This is a genomic window from Candidatus Korarchaeota archaeon NZ13-K, from assembly GCA_003344655.1.
GTDB lineage: Archaea > Korarchaeota > Korarchaeia > Korarchaeales > Korarchaeaceae > Korarchaeum.
Genome location: MAIU01000101.1, coordinates 1 through 3,637, shown reverse-complemented (window position 1 = coordinate 3,637; position 3,637 = coordinate 1). Strand labels below are relative to the sequence as shown.

Here is a 3,637-nt window from a genome sequence, read left to right as displayed (position 1 = left end):
GAATGGAGTCTCATCAGATAATCTATCGCGGAGAAGACGTTCTTGGAGTCCTCACCCTCCACGTTCAGCCTTCTGGATCTCCAGGTTCCAGTGGCTATGAGGACCGCATCGTAGTCCCTGGACAGCTCGCTCAGGGACACCCTGTCCCTGGAGAGGTGGTCACCCTCGTCGCCCCCACCGCAGCACACCCTGACCCCCAGGTTGAACCTGACGGAGAAGTTCCTCTCCAGGTCCTCAACGCCCTCCATCACGCTATCGAGCGGTATCCTGCTCTTAGGTATTGCGAAGGTCATGAGACCACCGGGCAGTGGGAGCTTCTCATAGAACTCGACCTCATGCCCCCTGCAGACGAGATAACCCGCGGCCGAGAGGCCAGCCGCGCCGCTCCCGACAACGGCGATCCTGAAGCCGCTCGAGCTCCTCCTCTCCTTGCAGAGGAACGCGAACTTCAATCCGATCGCCTGGCCTTTTCGCTGGGATAAAATAAAAAGAGCATCTTCCCAGTCCTAGCGAGACTCCCTAACCAGGTCACTGTAGTGCTCTATTATGAGGTTCCTCAGGGCCCTCCTGAGGAGCTCCGTGAGCGTAGCGGGGCTCACGCCCAGGAGCTCGGCCAGGTCCCTCGTCCTCACCCCCCTCGGGGTGTCGAAGTAACCCATCCTGAGCGCGGATAGCAGCACGCTCTCCTGCCTAGAGGTAAGGGAAGCCCTTCCGGTCCTGGAGGAAGTTATCCTGAACCCTGGAAACTCCTTCAGCTTCGATGAGAGTCTCCTGAGGGATCTCCTGTCTTTGAGTATCACCTGGCACCTCATGACCCCTCCCCTCACCTCGGCCGATAGCAGGAAGGCCCCCTCAGAGGCTAGGAGTCTGCAAAGCTCGCACCCCTCGGAGTCGAAGATCCTGAGGGAGGATCGCCTCCCCTCGGTCACTTCCACCAGGTGCGAGAAGGCCTCGCCCCTCGGAAGAACTCTCAAAATTCTGAATCCCTCAACGCCATTTTCATTCAAATTTTTGGTTACCCGGCATCCCCTGTTCACCAGGGCAAACGAGATCACGATCGGAGCGTCCTCTCGCATATTCCTAACATGTTAGGCTATCAATTTAATTCCTCGCAGTGCGATATGGCCCTGGTGATACCATGTTCCCGGGTGAGGAGTTCCTAACACTTCTCTCCTCATTCCTTCTCCTCCTTGCATCCTCAATTAGGTATCAGAGGACGAGGGAAGCTTCTTATGCTATGTTCACCGTGGCATCCATCTCCTTCGTGATAATAGCCGCTGCGCTGGCCCTCCTGAAGCTGGAGGCCCTATCCCTGCCGATCACGCCCTACGTCGGTGCGATTTACCCGGCATTCATGGCAGCGGGCGTCCTCGGCGGGAACCGCTGGAGGAAGTACGTGGCCTTCACGCTGCTAATGCTCATTCTGATGCTCGTCGGTTCCATCTACAGGCCCCTGTTCGTGGGAGCCGAGGTGACGCTGCACTCGGTCTCCGGTCTGATAATAACCTTCCTCCCCCTGGTTGCGGTGGCCTCCAGGAGGGCCCCGGCCGTCACGGCCCTGATGGGGGTGGGGGGCCTCCTCATATCCATAGGGGGACTCGCCCTGGCCACTCTGGTGATGCAGAAGCCTTTGCTGCCGCTGGAAACAGTTCTCTTCCTCCTCCATCCACTGCTCTTCCTCTCAGCGCTCCTGATGTCGGCCGGCATCTACCTCAGGAGGGCCTGAGATGGATCCGGTCAGGGCTCACATGCTCCTGGCCCTCACGATGGCCGCTCTCGTGGTGGGATGGGGGGTCATGCTCTCCCCACCCTTCAGGGAGCTCAGGGCCGGCCTGGGGATGCCGACGGAGCTCCCTGGAGCGAGATATAACGCTTCTGTGGGGGCCGCGGAGATAATAAGCCCCGATGAGGAGGGAGCCAAATTCTTCATGGCCAGGGTGGCCCACTTCTACCACTCCACGTTCGCAGTCCTCCTCTACGGGATGGCCGCGGTCCTGGTCATGATCAGGAGGGAGCTGGGGTCCGATGTGCTGAACCTGACCCTTCTTGGCACTTTGGCAACGGTACTGGGTGCTCAGATATACTCATACGTGAGCAGAACATTCTTCTGGCACGGTCTGTTCATATCGGGACTCGCCATAATCTTCTCATCCGGCCTGTTGATTGCCCTCAGGTTCAGGCCATCCAATCCGCTGGAGCTGAGCCTCCACCTCGCTCTCATCCTCCTGTTGATAGGGGGCGTCATAGGGGCCTACGTAGGGAGCAGCTACATGAACCCCGAGCTGGCCAGGGACTTCGAGAGGGCCAAGATACTGGCCAGGTTCAACCCAGATCTGGCGGAGGAGAACGAGATATGGAGAGCCATGACAGGCCATCTCCACACGATGGTGGCCCTGGCGACGACGGCAACCTACCTGCTTGCTGTGATGATCTTGGGACTGAGGGAGGGCACGCTCCCCAGGCTGGCCACCTACCTGGTCATCCTGGGGGAGCTGGTCATGGCGGTCTCATCATACTCGGTCTGGTTCTTCGGGAAGGTGGCCCACCTTATAATAACTCCAGCTGCCCTCCTGCTGATAGCCTCCACGCTGATCCTCTCCTTCATGGTGAGGAGCGTCTCTCGAGGCTTCCTAGATCCCAAGGGACCCCTCCTCTGGGGGATCAGGCTGGGCAACCTGTGGACTTGGGCCTTCATAGCAGTACCAGGGGCCCTGGTCGCCATGAGCCTGAGGAGACCCCTCTTCTTCGACCCTGAGTTCAGGAACGAGGTCTGGGACTGGGCGGAGCTATCCTACAACATAGGGCATTGGCACGAGATACTCCTCCTCTGGGGCGTAGTCCTCCTCCTGGTGTACATCTCCCAGCTGAGGGGTTACGGAAGGCTGGCCTCGATCTCAGGCTGGCTCTCCCTCACGGGGATGCTCCTGGCGATGGCCGCGATCAACCTCTACATGCTGGCGAACCCGCCTGGCAGGTACTCACCCAATCCCTACTCCAACTTCTGGCTCTCCCATCTGGTCGAACCCGGCCTTGTGGTGATGTCGGCCGGGATAGTCCTCTCCTACCTGGCCTTTCTCCTGGACCTCCTGAGGCCCAGAGGGGCCTGAAATCTTTTTAATATCACCGGAGGGCCCTCCCAAGGTGGGCAGTGGGCATGAGCAAGCCTGATCCTCTCAGGCTGGGAGTCCTCCTTCTCGGAGTCGCAGCAATCTTGATGGCCTCGGTGATCCTCCACGCCTACTACACGGGCCTCATATTGAGGCAGACTCCGGGGGAGAGTTTTTATGCATACTGCAGCTTCAGGGTTGTGATAATTCATGCGAACGAGGAGCTGAAAGACGTAAGAGTTCTCAAGCCGAATGGGGAGGTCATATGCGAGATAAAGAGCATCGCCAGGGGTTCAGATGATGTCTGCGCAGTCCCCTCTGACGGCGTCTACATAGTGCGGGTGGGGGATGTCAAGAGGGCGGTCACCTGCCAATCCGCGCCCGTGAGTCCGGCTCCAGGAGATTGATTCGGGCCTTGCTCTTGCTAACTCTGGGAATTCCCGGGCTCAAGCCTGACCAGCTGACTGGGCCCGGCCTCACCCCTCACCTGACCTCACGACCAGCACGCTGCAGGGCGCGTGCCTCAGAAC

At 59.3% G+C, this 3,637-nt stretch carries 5 protein-coding genes; 3 read left to right on the top strand and 2 right to left on the bottom strand.

Annotation, left to right across the window (positions count from 1 at the left end; genetic code table 11):
- The coding region (locus tag BA066_07270; GenBank protein ID RDD52898.1) for a glutamate synthase at positions 1 to 452 on the bottom strand (452 nt) is incomplete at its 3' end.
- A gap of 54 nt (positions 453 to 506) precedes the next feature.
- Positions 507 to 1,076: a hypothetical protein gene (locus BA066_07265; GenBank protein ID RDD52897.1), complete on the bottom strand. Its 570-nt coding sequence runs from the start codon at positions 1,074 to 1,076 to the stop codon at positions 507 to 509.
- Between the two features lie 62 nt (positions 1,077 to 1,138).
- Between BA066_07265 and BA066_07260 the strand changes: the two genes are divergently transcribed.
- Genes BA066_07260 through BA066_07250 form a run of 3 tightly spaced genes read left to right on the top strand, consistent with a single transcriptional unit; the run spans position 1,139 to position 3,514 of the window.
- Positions 1,139 to 1,726, top strand: a complete 588-nt coding sequence (locus BA066_07260) for a hypothetical protein (GenBank protein RDD52896.1) — start codon at positions 1,139 to 1,141, stop codon at positions 1,724 to 1,726.
- 1 nt (position 1,727) lies between these two features.
- Positions 1,728 to 3,107, top strand: a complete 1,380-nt coding sequence (locus BA066_07255; GenBank protein ID RDD52895.1) for a hypothetical protein — start codon at positions 1,728 to 1,730, stop codon at positions 3,105 to 3,107.
- A gap of 41 nt (positions 3,108 to 3,148) precedes the next feature.
- The gene (locus BA066_07250) at positions 3,149 to 3,514 is read left to right on the top strand and encodes a hypothetical protein (GenBank protein RDD52894.1); all 366 of its coding nucleotides are present in this window, start codon (positions 3,149 to 3,151) and stop codon (positions 3,512 to 3,514) included.
- The last annotated feature ends 123 nt before the right edge of the window (positions 3,515 to 3,637 follow it).

Coding starts and splice junctions, on each gene's coding strand:
- BA066_07255 (RDD52895.1), top strand. CDS start 1,728: ATGGATCCGGTCAGGGCTCACATGCTCCTGGCCCTCACGATGGCCGCT.
- BA066_07260 (RDD52896.1), top strand. CDS start 1,139: ATGTTCCCGGGTGAGGAGTTCCTAACACTTCTCTCCTCATTCCTTCTC.
- BA066_07265 (RDD52897.1), bottom strand. CDS start 1,076: ATGCGAGAGGACGCTCCGATCGTGATCTCGTTTGCCCTGGTGAACAGG.